This is a genomic window from Polynucleobacter sp. 78F-HAINBA (assembly GCF_018882325.1).
Classification (GTDB): Bacteria; Pseudomonadota; Gammaproteobacteria; order Burkholderiales; family Burkholderiaceae; genus Polynucleobacter.
Genome location: NZ_JACVOQ010000012.1, coordinates 1 through 16,164, shown reverse-complemented (window position 1 = coordinate 16,164; position 16,164 = coordinate 1). Strand labels below are relative to the sequence as shown.

At 47.4% G+C, this 16,164-nt stretch carries 19 protein-coding genes and 2 tRNA genes; 17 read left to right on the top strand and 4 right to left on the bottom strand.

Features of this window, described 5'->3' with window-relative positions; genetic code table 11:
* The first annotated feature begins 3 nt into the window (after window positions 1–3).
* From rnc to nagZ, 6 genes are read left to right on the top strand one after another with little or no spacing between them, the layout of a single operon-like run.
* Window positions 4–795 (top strand): ribonuclease III, encoded by a 792-nt coding sequence (gene rnc, locus ICN11_RS09875; protein WP_216180271.1) that lies wholly within the window; start codon window positions 4–6, stop codon window positions 793–795.
* Between the two features lie 2 nt (window positions 796–797).
* A complete protein-coding gene (era, locus tag ICN11_RS09870) occupies window positions 798–1,733 on the top strand; it encodes a GTPase Era (RefSeq protein WP_216180274.1) in 936 nt (311 codons plus the stop codon).
* Between the two features lie 6 nt (window positions 1,734–1,739).
* Window positions 1,740–2,474 carry a DNA repair protein RecO gene (recO, locus tag ICN11_RS09865; protein WP_216230240.1) on the top strand — a complete coding sequence of 245 codons (735 nt, stop codon included), beginning with the start codon at window positions 1,740–1,742 and terminating at the stop codon, window positions 2,472–2,474.
* 12 nt (window positions 2,475–2,486) lie between these two features.
* Window positions 2,487–3,236: a pyridoxine 5'-phosphate synthase gene (gene pdxJ, locus ICN11_RS09860; protein WP_216230239.1), complete on the top strand. Its 750-nt coding sequence runs from the start codon at window positions 2,487–2,489 to the stop codon at window positions 3,234–3,236.
* A 10-nt stretch (window positions 3,237–3,246) separates the two neighbouring features.
* Entirely contained in the window at window positions 3,247–3,639 is a 393-nt protein-coding gene (gene acpS, locus ICN11_RS09855) for a holo-ACP synthase (protein WP_216230238.1), read from the top strand.
* Window positions 3,640–3,682: 43 nt separating this feature from the next.
* The gene (gene nagZ, locus ICN11_RS09850) at window positions 3,683–4,759 is read left to right on the top strand and encodes a beta-N-acetylhexosaminidase (protein ID WP_216230237.1); all 1,077 of its coding nucleotides are present in this window, start codon (window positions 3,683–3,685) and stop codon (window positions 4,757–4,759) included.
* A 69-nt stretch (window positions 4,760–4,828) separates the two neighbouring features.
* Here nagZ and efp read toward each other — a convergent pair whose 3' ends face one another.
* Both efp and earP read right to left on the bottom strand, forming a co-directional pair.
* The gene (efp, locus tag ICN11_RS09845) at window positions 4,829–5,389 is read right to left on the bottom strand and encodes an elongation factor P (RefSeq protein WP_046330550.1); all 561 of its coding nucleotides are present in this window, start codon (window positions 5,387–5,389) and stop codon (window positions 4,829–4,831) included.
* Between the two features lie 87 nt (window positions 5,390–5,476).
* Complete coding sequence (gene earP / locus ICN11_RS09840) at window positions 5,477–6,556, bottom strand: elongation factor P maturation arginine rhamnosyltransferase EarP (RefSeq protein WP_216230236.1); 1,080 nt, start codon at window positions 6,554–6,556, stop codon at window positions 5,477–5,479.
* Here earP and uvrC point away from each other — a divergent pair.
* From uvrC to ICN11_RS09815, 5 genes are all read left to right on the top strand, one after another.
* Window positions 6,555–8,495 (top strand): excinuclease ABC subunit UvrC, encoded by a 1,941-nt coding sequence (gene uvrC, locus ICN11_RS09835; RefSeq protein WP_216230235.1) that lies wholly within the window; start codon window positions 6,555–6,557, stop codon window positions 8,493–8,495. The two genes, earP and uvrC, sit on opposite strands and share 2 nt — an antisense overlap.
* 36 nt (window positions 8,496–8,531) lie before the next feature.
* Window positions 8,532–9,107, top strand: coding sequence for a CDP-diacylglycerol--glycerol-3-phosphate 3-phosphatidyltransferase (gene pgsA / locus ICN11_RS09830; protein WP_216230234.1), 576 nt, complete (start codon window positions 8,532–8,534; stop codon window positions 9,105–9,107).
* Window positions 9,108–9,224: 117 nt separating this feature from the next.
* A tRNA-Gly gene (locus ICN11_RS09825) sits at window positions 9,225–9,300 on the top strand.
* A gap of 49 nt (window positions 9,301–9,349) precedes the next feature.
* Window positions 9,350–9,423 (top strand) — tRNA-Cys (locus ICN11_RS09820).
* Window positions 9,424–9,453: 30 nt separating this feature from the next.
* Complete coding sequence (locus ICN11_RS09815) at window positions 9,454–9,915, top strand: hypothetical protein (protein WP_216230233.1); 462 nt, start codon at window positions 9,454–9,456, stop codon at window positions 9,913–9,915.
* A gap of 71 nt (window positions 9,916–9,986) precedes the next feature.
* Here the strand turns inward: ICN11_RS09815 and lexA are convergent, their stop codons facing one another.
* Window positions 9,987–10,706 (bottom strand): transcriptional repressor LexA, encoded by a 720-nt coding sequence (gene lexA, locus ICN11_RS09810; RefSeq protein ID WP_216230232.1) that lies wholly within the window; start codon window positions 10,704–10,706, stop codon window positions 9,987–9,989.
* Between the two features lie 61 nt (window positions 10,707–10,767).
* On the opposite strand from lexA, the gene ICN11_RS09805 reads away from it, so the two are divergent.
* The 6 genes from ICN11_RS09805 to dnaB all read left to right on the top strand — a co-directional run bounded on the left by ICN11_RS09805 (window position 10,768) and on the right by dnaB (window position 15,977).
* The gene (locus ICN11_RS09805; protein WP_216230231.1) at window positions 10,768–11,844 is read left to right on the top strand and encodes an asparaginase; all 1,077 of its coding nucleotides are present in this window, start codon (window positions 10,768–10,770) and stop codon (window positions 11,842–11,844) included.
* 133 nt (window positions 11,845–11,977) lie between these two features.
* Window positions 11,978–12,352, top strand: a complete 375-nt coding sequence (rpsF, locus tag ICN11_RS09800) for a 30S ribosomal protein S6 (protein WP_015421573.1) — start codon at window positions 11,978–11,980, stop codon at window positions 12,350–12,352.
* Window positions 12,353–12,411: 59 nt separating this feature from the next.
* Entirely contained in the window at window positions 12,412–12,705 is a 294-nt protein-coding gene (gene priB / locus ICN11_RS09795) for a primosomal replication protein N (RefSeq protein WP_216230230.1), read from the top strand.
* 13 nt (window positions 12,706–12,718) lie between these two features.
* Window positions 12,719–12,991, top strand: coding sequence for a 30S ribosomal protein S18 (rpsR, locus tag ICN11_RS09790; protein WP_011902267.1), 273 nt, complete (start codon window positions 12,719–12,721; stop codon window positions 12,989–12,991).
* A gap of 13 nt (window positions 12,992–13,004) precedes the next feature.
* Entirely contained in the window at window positions 13,005–13,457 is a 453-nt protein-coding gene (gene rplI, locus ICN11_RS09785) for a 50S ribosomal protein L9 (RefSeq protein WP_216230229.1), read from the top strand.
* Window positions 13,458–13,481: 24 nt separating this feature from the next.
* Window positions 13,482–15,977 carry a replicative DNA helicase gene (dnaB, locus tag ICN11_RS09780; RefSeq protein WP_370623626.1) on the top strand — a complete coding sequence of 832 codons (2,496 nt, stop codon included), beginning with the start codon at window positions 13,482–13,484 and terminating at the stop codon, window positions 15,975–15,977.
* A 94-nt stretch (window positions 15,978–16,071) separates the two neighbouring features.
* Here dnaB and ICN11_RS09775 read toward each other — a convergent pair.
* The coding region (locus ICN11_RS09775) for an IS3 family transposase (RefSeq protein WP_216217838.1) at window positions 16,072–16,164 on the bottom strand (93 nt) is incomplete at its 5' end.

Here is a 16,164-nt window from a genome sequence, read left to right as displayed (position 1 = left end):
GTCATGAACGCCCGCGCCGTCATCGAAACCGCACCGCTACAAGCGCAACTGGGCTACACGTTTAAAAAACTAGAGCTACTGAATCAAGCTCTAACGCATCGTAGTCACAGTAAGAAAAATAATGAGCGCTTGGAATTTTTGGGCGACTCCATTCTCAATTGCGTCGTCGCTGAAATGCTTTATGAGCGTTATTCAGATCTAGATGAGGGTGATCTCTCGCGCGTGAGGGCTAATTTAGTTAAGCAGCAAGCGCTCTATGAGATTGCCCAAACTCTATCGCTGTCTGACTACCTTCGCTTAGGTGAAGGCGAGCTGAAGAGTGGAGGCTTTCGCCGCCCATCCATTTTGGCCGACACGCTTGAGGCAGTCACTGGTGCAATATTCTTAGATGGCGGGTTTGATGCTGCCAAGACTTGTTTGCGCAAACTCTATTCCATCATTCTGGCCAATGTTGATCCCAAAACATTGGGTAAGGACGACAAAACTTTATTGCAAGAGTGTTTGCAAAGCTATCAACTGCCATTGCCAACCTATAACGTTACTGGCACAAGCGGTGCGGCCCATAACCAGCAATTTGAGGTGGAGTGTTTAATCCCCAACCTCAAGGTATCGGTTAAGGGTGAGGGCGCGTCTAGACGTGCAGCAGAGCAGGCAGCTGCGAAGATTGCTTTAATCGCCGCATTAAAAGCCTTGCCACAAGCGCTAGGTAAACCTAAAAAGACTCGGTCGGCTAAAAAGAAAGCAGCAAAAAAAGTAGCAACCGAAGAGCAGTTAAATCTTAAGCTGAAGGGCTAATCGTGTTTAGATGCGGCACTATCGCCATTGTTGGCCGTCCCAATATGGGCAAATCAACCCTCTTGAATGCTTTGGTTGGTCAGAAGATCAGTATTACTTCTCGTAAAGCACAAACGACGCGTCACCGTATTTTGGGTATTCAGAATCGTGAAGAGGCGCAGTTCATCTTCATTGATACGCCAGGCTTTCAGACGCGTTTAATGAATACGTTGAATAAGGCACTCAACCGCACGGTAACTACAGCTCTGCAAGATGTGAATGTAGCTTGCTTTGTAGTTGAGGCTGGTTACTTTGGTGAAGATGACAAGAAGGTTTTGAAATTACTGCCAGATGACTTACCGATTGTCTTGGTTCTAAATAAATTAGATCTATTTAATAGTCGCTTTCAGACTCCTTCTGAACGTGATCAGGCGCTACTGAACTTTATTAAAGAGATGGCCCGCCCTTGGTGTGAATTAGGTGGCCACGAAGATCAGAAGTCTGAGTTCGCTGAAATCGTGCCGATGAGCGCCAAGAGCCCTGGGGATGTTGAAAGATTACTGGACGTTCTGGAGGGTTACTTGCCAGAGGCGCCAGCAGTATACGATGGCGATACCATCACTGATCGCAGTGAGCGCTTCTTGGCCGCTGAGATCCTGCGTGAGAAGGTCTTCCGCTTTACAGGTGAAGAGTTGCCTTACACCAGTACCGTTGTAATTGATCAGTTCAAGATGGATGGCAAGATGCGCCGTATCGCAGCAACAATTTTGGTTGACCGTGATAGCCACAAGGCGATGATTATTGGCGCCAAGGGTGAGCGACTGAAGAAGATTTCTACCGATGCCCGCATTGATATGGAAAAGCTCTTTGATGGCAAGGTCTTCCTGGAGACTTGGGTAAAGGTCAAACGTGGCTGGGCAGATGATCGCGCTGAATTACGGGCGCAAGGTCTAGAGTAATTATTCATGGCCTCCATTCGTGTTGCTGACGAACCCGCTTTTGTATTGCACAGCATTCCTTACAAGGAAACCAGCTTAATTCTGGATGTCTTTACGCGTCAGCATGGTCGTATGGCCTTGATTGCGAAGGGTGCGAAGCGCCCACACTCGGTATTGCGTCCAGTCTTACAGCGCTTTCAGCCCTTGCTCGTTTCATGGAGCGGGAAGTCTGAATTACGGACTTTAACGAAGTCAGAGTGGGTTGGTGGTACCCCTTCACTAGTGGGTGATGCGCTGCTCTGCGGCTTTTATCTCAATGAGTTGTTGGTCAAGTTTCTCGCGCGTGAAGACGACTATGAAAAACTCTACGACCATTACACCGATACGATTTCTGCTTTATCTAATCTCGAATTTGAATCTAAGGGCTTAGAAGAAATTCTGCGGCCTTTTGAGCTAACCCTATTACAAGAGACGGGTTATGCGGCAGCGCTGGATCGCTGTGTCGAAACGAATAGTGCCCCTATATCCGATGAGCAGTATGTCTATCAGCCAGAGCGCGGTGTCAGGCCAGCACAAGGGGATGATCCCGGACATTGGCCGGTCTTAAGCGGTAAATCTCTCCTGGCAATTGCTGCGGGAAATTTCTCTGATGCTGAGACCCTATCGGAAAGCAAGCAACTGATGCGCTTTCTATTGGGGCTCCATCTCCAGGATCAAGTGTTAACTACCCGTCAGATTTTGATTGATCTCAAGAAAATCTAGTAATCTACAAGCATGAGTCATTCCAGCCCCCTTGAATTAGGCATTAACATTGACCACGTCGCCACCTTACGCAATGCGCGTGGCACCGTGTACCCTGACCCTTTAAGGGCGGCGCGTTTGGCTGAAGAGGCGGGTGCTGATCTTATTACTCTGCATTTACGCGAGGATCGTCGCCATATTAAAGACGCCGATTTGTTGGCTTTGCGCCCACTCATTCAGACACGCATGAATCTGGAGTGCGCCGTTACTCCGGAGATGATCAATATCGCTTGCCAAGTAAAGCCTCACGACGTTTGCCTTGTTCCTGAAAAGCGTGAAGAGGTCACAACGGAGGGCGGTCTAGATGTATTGGGTCACTTTGATGCTGTGAAAGCTGCAACTACCCAATTAATTCATGCGGGCATTCGGGTGTCATTATTTATTGATCCTGAAGAAAAGCAAATTCAAGCCGCTAAAGATGTTGGTGCTACGGTAGTGGAGCTGCACACCGGACGCTATGCCGACCTCTCTGGTGAGCGGCAGACTCAAGAGCTGGAGCGCATTCGAAAAGCGGCTCAGTTTGGCAAGAGCATTGGCTTGAGAGTAAATGCGGGCCATGGCCTGCACGAGGGCAATGTGATGCCGGTCGCCGCCATTGAAGAACTCTCTGAGTTAAATATTGGACATGCCATTGTTGCTGGGGCCTTATTTAAGGGCTGGCAAAAAGCCATTGTGGATATGAAAACTCTGATGGCTCAGGGTAGAGCAAACTCTTCCAAGTAAAGATCCACAAATGATCATCGGTATTGGCACGGATATTTTGCAAATCGAGCGCCTTCAAGCTGCCTACGACCGCACCAATGGTCGCTTGGCGGAGAAGGTGCTTGGTCCAGATGAGTTGATCATCTTTAAGCAGCGTTTAGCTAGAAATCATCAGCGGGGCATTGCATTTTTGGCAACCCGTTTTGCAGCTAAAGAAGCGTTCTCCAAAGCAATCGGCCTAGGCATGAGAATGCCTATGACCTGGAGATCGCTGCAAACGCTCAATGATCCCAGTGGTAAGCCAGTGACATCATATTTAGGCGCACTCGCACAATTTATGCAGGACAAAAATTGGGAAGCTCAGGTCACTGTGAGTGACGAGCAAGATATGGCAATAGCTCATGTCATCGTTGTTCAAAAATAAACAAGCATCTGAAATATATAAAACAAAAAATTTCGAGGAATACATGACTAAGTCGACTATGAAACCGGGCCCAGTTACTTTGGATGTTGTTGGTCTTGAGTTAAATGCAGAAGATCGTCGTCGCATCTTGCACCCGCTTACTGGCGGTGTAATTTTATTTGGCAGAAACTTTGCTAATCGCAAGCAGCTCACCAAACTCACTGCAGAAATCAAAAAACTCCGTTCAGACGTATTGATCTCGATTGATCATGAGGGTGGACGTGTTCAGCGCTGCAGGGCCGATGGCTTTACCCATTTGCCTGCTATGCGTAAGCTCGGTGAGCTTTGGGGTTCTAAAAATAAGTCATCTCATTCCGCTGAATCAGCTGCGATTGCGATGGCAGCTGCAACAGCTTGCGGTTATATCCTGGCCGCCGAGTTGCGTGCTTGCGGTGTGGACTTTAGTTTTACCCCGGTTCTAGATCTCGATTTTGGTCGCAGCGGTGTCATTGGGGATCGCGCATTTAGTCGTGATCCGCAAATTACTTTTGCTTTGGCTAAGAGTCTGAATGAAGGCCTGCGCCTTGCAGGTATGGCGAACTGCGGTAAGCACTTCCCGGGCCATGGCTGGGCGGAAGCGGATTCTCATGTGGCCATTCCGGTGGATGAGCGTCCGTTGAAGCAAATTCTGAATGACGATGCCAAGCCTTATGAGTGGTTAGACCTCAGTTTGACTGCAGTGATGCCGGCCCATGTGATCTATCCAAAAGTCGATAAGAATCCAGCCGGATTTTCTAAGGTTTGGTTGCATTCCATTCTCCGTCAAGAGTTAGGCTTTGAAGGCGTTATCTTTAGTGATGACCTTTCAATGGAGGGTGCGAGCGTTGCCGGGTCCGTGGTTAAGGGTGCGGATATGGCGCTGGAGGCGGGATGCGATGCAGTGTTGATTTGCAATCGTCCTGATCTCGCAGATCAATTGCTAAGTCAGTTGAAAGTTTCAAAAGCAAAACAAGCGGAGTCTGCTATTCGATTAAACCGCTTGATGCCAACTGCCACAGCTCCAGCCTGGGATGAGTTGCAGTCTGAAGCGCAGTATCAACATGCCAAAGGCTTGCTCCAGCAGCTAAAACTAATTGCCTAGGTGGTAGGCAAGTACTTTAGGCAATAAAAAAGCCCGGCATGCCGGGCTTTTTGCTATCGAGCGAGCTAATTAGTTAGCGCGGCTACGATATTCACCAGTGCGAGTATCGATCTCAATCTTGTCACCAGTGTTGCAGAACAATGGAACTTGCAATTCATAGCCAGTAGCCAATTTTGCAGTCTTCAATACCTTGCCTGAGCTGGTATCACCTTTAACTGCTGGCTCTGTGTAAATGATTTCACGTACCAAAGAGTTTGGCATTGCTACTGAGAGTGCTTTACCTTCGTAGAACACGACTTCGCAAGGCATGCTTTCTTCAAGGTAATGCAATGCATCTCCCATGAATTCAGCTTCAACTTCGTATTGGTTGTATTCAGTATCCATAAATACATACATTGGATCTGCGAAGTAAGAGTAGGTGCAATCTTTCTTATCTAAGATCACTACATCAAACTTGTCATCTGCTTTGAATACGCCTTCGTTGGGCGCACCAGTTAACAAGTTCTTAAATTTCATTTTTACAACAGAAGAGTTGCGGCCTGAGCGGCTGTATTCTGCTTTTAAAACGACCATGGCATCAGTGCCGATCATTACTACGTTACCAACGCGGAGTTCTTGTGCTGTTTTCATCTTGCTATTCCTGGGTGCAGAGCTGATTTTCTGCGGTTTTTATCAAAAACAAGATTGTAACCGCCCGCAGGCAGATTTCGCACAAGATCAGGCTACAAAGCCCATTAGACGGGCAGCAAGGCCACCGTCAGCTTGTTTTTCAAGTAAATCTGCTCGCCAAGCCTTGGAATGGGTGGTCCATTCATCTATAGATTGATACCACTCGCTAGGCATTGCCCAAGTCATCGCAGCTATTACAGCGTGTTTAAGCTCTTGTGATGCATCTTCGAGGTAGAGATCTAAAAATGCAGCCAACTTAGTTTTGTGAGCGCCATCTTCCTGGGGGTAGATATGCCAAATGAAGGGCTTGCCAGCTAACTGCGCTCGAACAAAAGAATCTTCACCTCGAACGATATTGAAGTCGCATTGTGGAAGCACCCAATCGTATTCATCTTGAGAAACAAAAGGAATCGAGATCAACTGAATGGAGTCGGGCAAAGCAAGTGGCTGAGTAGGGTGGGCAGAGCTGAACTGCAATTGCTCGCGTTGACCATGTGTCAAAACAATGTCGAAGTTCTCATCTAAGGTGGCCAGATCCTCCAACCATTTCAGGAGCGGCACTCCTGGGTAGCAAAAAACGCTGATACGTTTTGTATTGGGTCGCAATAGCTTCCAACTGGCCTCGAGGCTTTTGGGAATCCATTGTGCAGTCAGTGATTGCTCCTTAGGGATTGGGTCAATCAAAATACCGCCCGCATTCTTCTGGAAGCCTGGGAAGAAGAAGTACTTCGGAATGCCGTGGGCTTGAGGGGATGGCTTCTGATGAAAGTCCACAATCCAGGGCTCCGCACTCAAATACTCTAGATTGATGATGATGGGTTTTTTGGGGGCAATCAGTAGGCCCGCAAGGTAGCGCTCAGGCAGGTCGCACCCGAATGCTTCAATCACCACGTCAGGGGTTTCTACCGGATGGCGGCTATTGTGATGACTTGCTTCCCAGGGCTGGATATCGATACGGCGCTTGATTTCCGGATCTACCCCAGAAGCGAGTAAATTAAGGGTTGGCAGATCGTCACAGAAAATGCGCACGTCTTGTCCATGAAGACTTGTTAAGCTTCTTGCTAGACGCCAGCAAACACCAGCATCACCATAGTTGTCTACGATTTGACAGAAAATATCCCAACGCATGAGCAATTCGCTTTTTGAAACCCTTCAGCAGGATGTTAAACGGCTACCCGGATTGCCGGGGGTGTATCGCTTCTTTGATGAGGCGGGACATATTTTGTATGTCGGTAAAGCGCGCAACCTCAAAAAGCGTGTATCTAGTTACTTTCAGCGAACTCAGCTTTCACCACGAATAGAGCTGATGGTGGGAAAAATTGCCCGCTACGAAACTACAGTAACACGCTCAGAAACCGAAGCCTTAATTCTAGAGAACAATCTCATCAAGGAGTTGGCTCCTCCATTCAACATTCTCTTTCGAGATGATAAGTCCTATCCCTACGTCATGTTGACGGGGCATCAATTTCCTCGCTTGGCCTCATATCGAGGAAAAACGGATAAGCGTAATCATTACTTTGGCCCATTTCCTAATTCATGGGCGGTGCGTAATAGTGTGCAGATTTTGCAGAAAGTATTTCGCCTGAGAACTTGCGAAGACTCTGTATTTAAAAACCGCAGTCGTCCATGTTTGTTGCATCAAATTCATCGCTGCAGTGCGCCTTGTGTTGGTCGTCTAAACGCAGAGCAGTATGGGCAGGATGTAGCCCAAGCAACCCGTTTTTTAGAAGGCGATCATAGTCGCGTGCTTTCTGAGCTTGAAAAGAAAATGCACGCCTACAGTGACGCCATGGAATTTGAAATGGCTGCAGTGTTGAGGGATCGCATTGCAGATCTTTCGAGTGTCTTACAACAACAGTCGATGGATACCGTTGCCGATGGTGAGGGCGATGTGGATGTGATAGCTGTTGCTCAAATGGAGGGCGTGGTCTGCGTCAATCTGGCAATGATTCGTGGCGGTCGCCATTTAGGTGATCGCGCTTACTTCCCTAAGGGCTTGCGCTCAACGTCTGGAGAACTGCCGCCACCAGCTGAAATTCTAGAAGCATTTATTGCCCAGCATTATTTGGAGGAGAAGTCAGGCGATGGTGAGGCAACTACCAATTTAATTCCGCCCGTACTGATTCTGAATCATCCCCTGAGAAAGCTGGTTGATGACATTGCAGCTCCTGAAGAAGGTGTTGAAGATGCTTCTGAGCAATCAGCCCCGGAAGGTTTGCACGATTTATTGAATGCACAAGCTGGCAAGCGTATTACCTTCTTGCACCAGCCACAAGGTCAGAGACGTCATTGGTTGGCTATGGCTGAAGGTAATGCCAAGATTGCGATCGCAAAGCGTTTGGTGGAGACGGGCGGCCAACTAGCAAGAGCAAGAGCGCTAGCGGATGTCTTAGCTTTGGAATTAGAAAGTCTTGAGCAATTGCGCATTGAATGTTTTGATATTAGCCATACCTCTGGTGAGGCCACCCAAGCTTCTTGTGTGGTGTATTCCAAAAATGCGATGCAGCCTAGCGAATACCGCCGATTTAATATCAATGACATTACACCGGGTGATGACTATGCAGCAATGCGTCAGGTCTTGCAACGCCGTTACGCAAACTTTCAAGAACTCCCTGTTGAGAAGATGCCGCAAGTCATATTGATCGACGGTGGTAAAGGTCAGGTTGAAATGGCAAGACAAGTCCTTTCTGAATTCGGTATGGATATTGGATTGATTGTTGGCGTTGCCAAAGGGGAGGGTCGTAAGGTGGGTCTAGAGACCCTGATCTTTGCGGATGGACGTCAATCACTCGAGCTTGGTATTGATAGCGCTGCTTTGTTGCTGGTGGCGCAGATACGTGACGAGGCACATCGCTTTGCTATCACTGGCATGCGTGCAAAGCGAGCAAAAGCCAGAACGGTTTCCCAATTGGAGGAGATTGAAGGGATTGGCGCTAAGAGGCGTCAAAAATTGCTCGCTCGTTTTGGGGGTTTGCGTGGTGTTTCCAATGCCACTATTGAAGAGCTATCTAGTGTTGAGGGAATATCCACCGCATTGGCCGAGCAAATCTATAAACAACTTCATTGATTTCCCAGCGGGCTCACATTGGTTTATGCTTGAGTCATGCCTTTTAATCTACCCATTGCCCTGACCTGGTTGCGCGTTGCCGCAATTCCACTGGTCGTTGCAGTGTTCTACTTGCCCAGTAACTGGCTTACCCCCTTCGACCAGAATTTGACTGCCACCATTATTTTTGTGTTTGCGGCTGTCACTGATTGGCTAGATGGATTTTTGGCTAGACGCATGAAGCAAGAGTCAGCATTTGGCCAATTCTTAGATCCAGTAGCCGATAAATTAATTGTGGCTGCTTCATTGCTGGTTCTGCTTAATATGGATCGTGTCCAAGTCTGGGTGGCTTTGATCATTATTGGTCGTGAAATTACTATCTCAGCATTAAGAGAGTGGATGGCGCTCTTGGGTGCTGGAAAAAGCGTTGCTGTACACATGGTCGGTAAGCTAAAAACTACCGCTCAACTTGTAGCTATTCCATTTTTATTACTAAATGACACTTTATTTGGATGGCTCAATTGCGCAAAGGTTGGCACTTGGCTCATTTGGATTGCATGCTTTTTGACGCTTTGGTCCATGTTCTATTACATGAAAAAGGCTTTACCTCAGCTGGTAGATAAGGCTAAATAAACGCCACAAACCCATGGCTGATAAGGGTTTGGTTGAAGTGTGAGTCTCATATATTTTTAGGCTTACTCATAAATAATGCGTCCTCCCAAATAGTTTGTTAAACTACTGCCCTGTTATGCGGGAATAGCTCAGCTGGTAGAGCGATACCTTGCCAAGGTATAGGTCGGGAGTTCGAACCTCCTTTCCCGCTCCAAGTTCGATGGGAAGCCCTAAAAAGCTTCCCATTTTTGATTCAAGCATATGGCGCGTTGGCCGAGTGGTTAGGCAGGAGCCTGCAAAGCTTCGTACGGGGGTTCGATTCCCTCACGCGCCTCCAGTAATTTAGATTGATTACCAGGGCAAGAACATGATCCAACTGAAACGAATCCAATTAATTGCATCAGCTTTAGTGCTATCTGCGCTCTTGGTTGCCTGCGCATCTTCAGGCGATTCCCCAACTGGCACGCCTAGTGAAGTCCAAGAAATTCAGTCGCAACTTTTGGGTGACATGCCCTTGCCAGCAGCATCAAAAATTATTGGTTCAGATTCTTTAATTATTGGTCGTGGTGATAACTGGGTCGGTAGAGTTGTTTTGTCTGGCGTTCAATCTCCAACCGATATTTATGCTTTCTTCCAAGCCGAATATCCTAAAGTGGGTTGGACGACTGTGAGCGCTGTGAAATCAAAAACCAGTATTTTGGTTTTCACTAAAGGTGATCGCACTTCAACCATCGAGGTGAATGAAGGATCATTTGGCGGACCCAAAACAATCATCACGATTACAGCATCGCCAAAAAATGCAAACGTTGTTGCACCGACTAAGAAATAGTAAAAGCTACATCAGTCAGCAATAGAAAAAGGCCTCTGAACGAGGCCTTATGTTTTATCAGCCTGGGTGGCTTAGAGGCCGCCAGCCCTGATTAGGCCAACAGCCTGACCCTCTACGGCAAAGTTCGGTTGACGTCTATCTACCAAAATATTTTTGAAGTCTGGGTTCTCGGCTTGTAATTCAATAACCATGCCATCCGCAGTCTTCTTTTGGTTCCAGCGCTTCACTGTGACTTCATCGTCTAGGCGCGCAACCACAATATCGCCATTGCGTACTTCAGAAGTTTTTCTTACTGCAAGATAGTCGCCATCCAAAATTCCGGCATCGCGCATACTCATACCAACTACTTTTAATAAGTAATCAGCACCTTTGCTAAATAAACTTGGATCAATCGGCACTTGTTTTTCAATGTGCTCGATAGCTGTGATTGGAGAGCCTGCGGCAACACGACCAATGAGTGGCAATGTAAGTTGCTGAAGCGCGCCAGAAGGTAAAGACATCTGACGATATTTGTTTGGATTGTGCGTCTGGTTAAAGCGTTGTGGAATCCGAATTCCGCGCGAGGTTCCTGGCGTCAGCTCGATATATCCTTTTTTTGCCAGGGCGCGTAAATGTTCTTCAGCTGCGTTGGCAGAAGCAAAACCTAGTTGCGTTGCAATCTCAGCGCGCGTTGGAGGTGAGCCACTTTCATCAATGGCCTTGGTGATTAACTCCAAAATCTCACTTTGACGTGAGGTGAGTTTGGGGAGGGTAGTCAGCTCCTCTTGAAAATCGACTGTATTTATGTCCATACTGGGATTGTATACAGCACTATTTGAATATTCAAGCAATTTGGAGGCGGATAATGGAGGAATGAGCTCAAAACCCAGCATTTCTGAAAATACTCCACACCTTCTGGTTTTAGGCATGGGAGGCACCATTGCGGGCCTCGCGCCAAACCCTGAAGAAAGCCCTCTCCAATACCAGGCTGGCCAGGTAGGGGTTGATGCATTGGTGGCGCAGGTTCAGTCAGTCGTCCCTGAGGGGGTCAAGCTAGTGTCACGTCAGGTGGCAAACATCAATAGTCGCAATTTGACTGATGCCCATCTCACCGAGCTAGGGCTTGCAGTTAGGGAGGCTCTCTTGGATATTGCCGTGAAGGGGATTGTGATCACCCACGGCACAGATACGATTGAAGAAACAGGCTTATTTTTGCAAGCAACTTGTGGAAAGCTGGCTCTGACACAAGGCAAGCGGGTCATTTTGACGGGGGCAATGCTGCCAAGTAATGCGCCTGGGGCTGACGGTCCTTCCAATCTATTGGATGCCTTGCGCTGGGCTTCTACATCCATTGATAACTGTCCTGGTGGCATCTATGCGGTTATGGACGGGCGTGGATGTATGGCGCTTGATCTGGCTAAGCGCCACGCTACAGCCCTTAATGCTCCGTTGCAAGACGCCCCATCAAGCTCAGTGGGCCTCATTAATCCTTCTTGGTTGTCTGGCGTCAAGGCTGTACAGGCTGCCTGGAATGAGGATTTACCCATTCCTCTGGAAGCTGAATGGCCATGGGTTGAAATTCTGACAAGCCATGCAGGCGCACGGCCTGAAACTATCCAGCTGTGGCTCGGTAGCGCTGTACAGGGCTTTGTGCTCGCTGGGTCAGGCCATGGCGGCTTTCATGATGCATGGATGAAGCCTTTAGATGAGGCAATGGCTCAAGGAATTGCCTTGGTGAGAACAACTAGAACCGGTGCAGGCGCTACTTTGCGAAACATTCCTGAGCTTGATGCCCCTGGATGCTGTGCATCTGGGGCATTGACTGCACCTAGGGCGAGAATTGCGCTCCAATTGGCTTTAAATGCGGCAAAGCAGGCAAATAAAGCTGGTAAACCCCTGACTTGGCAGGATTTTTTTGCTAGAATAGCGGACTTACCCGAAATTCGGTAAGGACTTAAAAGTTGTCAATTTCTGTAGTTAGTTTTACCTACAATTTGTTACTACCTTGTCACACTGGCGCTAACTTTAAAACCATCGGAAGTTAGCAAGACGCCCAGGTGACTTTATCCTTAAGGAGTGTTAGATGCGTCATTATGAAATCGTCTTTATCGTCCACCCGGACCAAAGCGAGCAAGTGCCTGCGATGATCGATCGCTACAAAGCGACACTAGCTGCTGCTGGCGGCAAAATTCATCGTATGGAAGATTGGGGTCGTCGTCAGATGGCTTACATGATCGACAAACTTGCTAAAGCCCATTACGTTTGTATGAATATTGAGTGCGACCAGAAAACTCTGGACGAGCTCGAGCACGCATTCAAATTTAACGATGCTGTTTTGCGTCACCTCATCATCAAGACTAAGAAAGCTGAAACAGAGCCTTCCATCATGATGAAAGAAGTGCAACGTGAAGAAGCGCGCAAATCAGCTCAATCCGACGCTCCTGTAGCAGCGGCTTAAGTTAGAAATTTGAAGAGGAATACACAGACTAGAAAACGTATCAGAGTGACGGAGCGGCGTTGAATCATTTCACCCTAACTGCATTCTTGGTAGCTAAAGACGCGATTCGATTTACACCAGCAGGAATACCGGTGATGCATTGCCAGCTAGAACATAGCGGCGAAGTAAGCGAGGTAGGAAACGCAAGGAAAATTCAGATGAGTGTTGAAGCCATGGCAATAGGTCCGATACAAAAGGGCTTGGAGCAAATGGATTTAGGAGCCGAGGCAGTGTTTGAGGGATTCTTAGCACCCAAGACTCTACGTAATCAAAGACTTGTTTTCCATATCACCCATATTCAATTGAAAAATTAAAGAGGAAATCATCATGGCGTTTGGAAAGAAACCCGATTTCAAAAAGAAACCAGCTCAGAACCCATTGTTCAAGCGTAAGCGTTATTGCCGTTTCACTGTTGCTGGCGTAGAACAGATTGACTACAAAGATGTAGACACATTGAAGGATTTCATTGGCGAAAACGCCAAGATCACTCCTGCACGTTTGACAGGCACAAAAGCTAAATATCAGCGTCAGTTAGACACTGCTATTAAGCGTGCTCGTTACTTGGCTTTGTTGCCATTCTCCGATCAACACAAGAAATAATTGGGAGCCCTCAATGCAAATCATTCTTTTAGAAAAAGTAATTAACCTGGGCAACCTCGGTGACATCGTTCGTGTTAAAGACGGTTACGCTCGTAATTTCCTAATCCCACAACGCAAAGCTCGTCGTGCAACTGAAACAGCTATCGCTGACTTTGCAGTACGTCGCGCTGAGTTGGAAAAATTAGCTGCTGAGAAATTGGCTGCTGCTGAAGCGGTTGGCACAAAGCTCAAAGACTTGGTTCTTGAAATCGGTCAAAAAGCGGGTGTTGACGGTCGTTTGTTTGGTTCTGTAACCAATCATGACATCGCTGATGCTTTGAAAGCTAAAGGCTTTGTAATTGAAAAAGCTTCTGTACGTATGCCTACTGGCCCGTTGAAGATGGTTGGTGATCACCCTGTAGCGGTAGCTGTTCATACCGATGTAGTGTCTGACATCACTATCCGCGTAGTTGGTGAGCAAGCGTAAGTTTTAGATCTGTAAGCTAGCCTCATGGCTGAATCCCGCTCACGCTCTCTTATGTCAAATCCTGGCATGATGGGTTCTGGGGATGCAGCCTTGCAGGCTTTAAAAGTACCGCCGCATTCTGTAGAAGCCGAGCAATCTTTGCTCGGCGGTCTACTGATCGACAACACAGCCTGGGATCGCCTGGGTGGAGTGTTAACTGATAAAGATTTCTATCGCCCTGAACATGCTCTGATCTATAAGGTCATTCAGCGTTTAGTTGGCGACAATCATCCTGCTGACGTCATTACTGTTCATGAGGCTGTTAAGTCCGAACAGGGTGGTGATTTAGTTGGGATTGATTACCTTAATTCATTAGCGCAAAGCACTCCAAGTGCAGCGAACATTAAAGGCTATGCCGACATTGTTCGTGACCGCAGTATTCTGCGTCGCCTAATCGAAGTGTCTGACAACATCGTGAACTCTGCATTTGTTCCAGAGGGCCGTTCAGTGAGAACGCTCTTGGATGAAGCTGAATCACGCATTTTACAAATCGGTGAAGAGGGTAGTCGCAAAGCCGATTACCTCGAGATTGAGCCCTTGCTCAAAACGGTTGTCGCTCGTATTGATGAGCTCTATAACCGTCAGGGCGGAAGCGACATCACCGGCATTGCAACTGGCTTCATTGACCTAGATAAGCAAACTAGCGGTCTGCAAAAGGGCGACTTAGTGATTGTTGCTGGAAGACCGTCGATGGGTAAGGCGCAGCCGCTAGATGCAAAAGTCAAAACGGTGGATGGCTGGAAGTTAATGGGGGATTTACGTTTTGGTGATCGCCTCGCTTCTGTGGATGGCCGGCATTCTATGGTCACTGGCATCTACCCGCAGGGTGTAAAGCAGATATACAAAGTTATTTTTTCTGATGGTCGTGAGGCTGAGTGCTGTGATGAGCATTTATGGCGTGTCATGTACCGCGATTGGGATGCTCCCAAAGTGATTAATACTGCACGTTTAATGGAAATGCTTTCCTGTGTTCGCTACAAGAATCGTCTGTGGATAGATCCTGTCTCGGGTGATTTTGGTCACTCAAATGCATTGCCAATTAACCCATGGGTTTTGGGTGCATTACTCGGAGATGGAACTTTAGCCTTATCCCATGGCAGCGTCATGTTCTCGACCAAGTCTCCAGAGCTGATTGAGCGTATGAATGCGTTAGCCGGATATGAGATGGAGTTGGTTCATGCCAATGCATATGACTGGAGATTGGTTTCCAAAACCAGAATTGCTGCCAATGGCCAACGTCAGTCAGTGCCAACAAATTATTTCCGCTCTGCCTTACAAGATATAGGTGTGTTGGGCTGCAGGAGTTTTGATAAATATATTCCTGCTACTTATCTTGAGGCAAATAAGACTTCTCGTCTCGCACTGTTTCAGGGTCTGATGGACACTGATGGCTGGATTGAGAAGTGGGGCTCGATTCGCTTTTGTACTTCAAGTAAGCAGTTGTCAGAGGACGTTGCCTCTTTGGCTAGATCATTGGGTGGCTTTTGCTCAATCGCTCATAAGCAAACAAGCTATACCTATAAGGGTGAGAAGAAGCAGGGACGCCTATCTTATGTGCTAAATATGAGTTTTGGCCCTGGCTTTCAAGCGTTTACTTTGCCTGAAAAGAAGGAAAGACTTAGATCAACTTGGGATCGCCAACGTAGACTTTCATTTAAGAGTATTGAGCCATCTAGAGTTGCTGAGGCTCAATGCATCTCTGTTAGCCACCCAGATAGAACCTACGTAACCAATGATTACGTAGTGACCCACAACACTGCATTTGCACTCAATATTGCAGAGAACGTCGCACTAGCCGAAGGATTGCCGGTTGTAGTGTTCTCTATGGAGATGTCGGGTGAGCAATTAGCAGCTCGTTTGCTGGGCTCGGTAGGGCGCGTTGACCAAGGTCGTATGCGTACTGGTAAGTTGCAGGATGATGAGTGGCCGCGCGTTACAGATGCGATCGCCCGCTTAAGTAATACCCAAATTTTGATTGATGAGACTGGTGCTCTTTCAAGTTTAGAGTTGCGTGCACGCGCACGCCGTATTGCTCGTAACTTTGGTGGAACACTTGGTCTCGTCGTAATTGATTACTTGCAGTTGATGAGCGGCTCTGGTTCTGAGAACCGTGCAACGGAGATTTCTGAGATCTCTCGCTCGCTCAAATCCCTTGCAAAAGAATTGCAGTGCCCAGTAGTTGCGTTGTCACAGTTAAATCGTGGCCTTGAACAACGGCCTAATAAACGTCCAATCATGTCTGACTTGCGTGAGTCGGGCGCGATCGAGCAGGACGCCGACTTAATTATGTTTATCTATCGTGATGAGGTTTATCACCCAGATACCACGCAGGACAAAGGTATGGCGGAGATCATTATTGGTAAGCAGCGTAATGGACCAATTGGTACTGTGCGCTTAAGTTGGCAAGGCCCGTACACCAAGTTTGATAACTTGGCGATGGGATCAGTTGGCTACTCTTCTGGTGGATATGAGCCGTTCTAACTCAATAGAAAAAAGCTGAAATCAGTAAGAAAAAATAGACAAGAATAAAAAAAGCCTCGCAATTGAACTGACCCACAAAAGTTGGACAGTTTAGTTAGGTTACCAGAAGGGATTGAGTTCGGTATTGCACTGGGCTCAATCCCTTTAGTTTTTGTTTGATCCGATCATGGTTGTAGTAGTGGATATA

Bases quoted from the DNA above. Each gene is read 5' to 3' on its own strand.
- rnc (WP_216180271.1), top strand. From the start codon at position 4: ATGAACGCCCGCGCCGTCATCGAAACCGCACCGCTACAAGCGCAACTG.
- recO (WP_216230240.1), top strand. From the start codon at position 1,740: ATGGCCTCCATTCGTGTTGCTGACGAACCCGCTTTTGTATTGCACAGC.
- pdxJ (WP_216230239.1), top strand. From the start codon at position 2,487: ATGAGTCATTCCAGCCCCCTTGAATTAGGCATTAACATTGACCACGTC.
- acpS (WP_216230238.1), top strand. From the start codon at position 3,247: ATGATCATCGGTATTGGCACGGATATTTTGCAAATCGAGCGCCTTCAA.
- nagZ (WP_216230237.1), top strand. From the start codon at position 3,683: ATGACTAAGTCGACTATGAAACCGGGCCCAGTTACTTTGGATGTTGTT.
- efp (WP_046330550.1), bottom strand. From the start codon at position 5,389: ATGAAAACAGCACAAGAACTCCGCGTTGGTAACGTAGTAATGATCGGC.
- uvrC (WP_216230235.1), top strand. From the start codon at position 6,555: ATGAGCAATTCGCTTTTTGAAACCCTTCAGCAGGATGTTAAACGGCTA.
- earP (WP_216230236.1), bottom strand. From the start codon at position 6,556: ATGCGTTGGGATATTTTCTGTCAAATCGTAGACAACTATGGTGATGCT.
- pgsA (WP_216230234.1), top strand. From the start codon at position 8,532: ATGCCTTTTAATCTACCCATTGCCCTGACCTGGTTGCGCGTTGCCGCA.
- ICN11_RS09815 (WP_216230233.1), top strand. From the start codon at position 9,454: ATGATCCAACTGAAACGAATCCAATTAATTGCATCAGCTTTAGTGCTA.
- lexA (WP_216230232.1), bottom strand. From the start codon at position 10,706: ATGGACATAAATACAGTCGATTTTCAAGAGGAGCTGACTACCCTCCCC.
- ICN11_RS09805 (WP_216230231.1), top strand. From the start codon at position 10,768: ATGAGCTCAAAACCCAGCATTTCTGAAAATACTCCACACCTTCTGGTT.
- rpsF (WP_015421573.1), top strand. From the start codon at position 11,978: ATGCGTCATTATGAAATCGTCTTTATCGTCCACCCGGACCAAAGCGAG.
- rpsR (WP_011902267.1), top strand. From the start codon at position 12,719: ATGGCGTTTGGAAAGAAACCCGATTTCAAAAAGAAACCAGCTCAGAAC.
- rplI (WP_216230229.1), top strand. From the start codon at position 13,005: ATGCAAATCATTCTTTTAGAAAAAGTAATTAACCTGGGCAACCTCGGT.
- dnaB (WP_370623626.1), top strand. From the start codon at position 13,482: ATGGCTGAATCCCGCTCACGCTCTCTTATGTCAAATCCTGGCATGATG.